The organism is Mesorhizobium sp. M7A.F.Ca.US.014.04.1.1, assembly GCF_003998745.1.
In the GTDB taxonomy this organism is placed as follows: domain Bacteria; phylum Pseudomonadota; class Alphaproteobacteria; order Rhizobiales; family Rhizobiaceae; genus Mesorhizobium; species Mesorhizobium ciceri.
In genome coordinates, this window is sequence record NZ_RZRW01001479.1 from 1 (window position 1) to 426 (window position 426).

Annotated in this window: 1 protein-coding gene; it reads right to left on the reverse strand. The window is 57.7% G+C overall.

Going from position 1 to position 426, the window contains the following annotated elements:
• Positions 1-69: 69 nt before the first annotated feature.
• On the reverse strand, positions 70-426 hold a 357-nt coding region (locus EOA22_RS37220), incomplete at its 5' end, for a hypothetical protein (protein ID WP_206521608.1).

Genomic DNA, 426 nt, shown 5'->3' on the forward strand with positions numbered 1-426 from the left:
ATCTCTATAGCAACGTCAAGGAGAAGCGCGAGGTGTTGCAGATGTGGTCAAATCACATCGAATGGCTGATCAAGCAGGCTGCGGATGACGCTCTGGCGGCGTAGCTGCTGGCATGGGCGGAAGATGCGGCGCAACAATCGTCAGAGCCTCATCGAATTGGAGAGCATGCTTGACCAGCAAATGCGCGGCCAATGCTTCGATGGCTGACCAGTGATCGAGTACTAGCCGGGCCGTGCGATCTTCGATCCGCCCCCAATCGGGGCGGCGCGGCATCAGGAACCGCAACTCACCATAGATTCGCTTGGCATCCGCGTAGTCGCTGCTCCCCTCATTCCCATCGGACGCATTCATCGCCATATCGCGCGGGTCCAGATAGCCTTCGAATGCGGATTCTGCAAAAGGACCTGCCAGACACGCAACTATCTC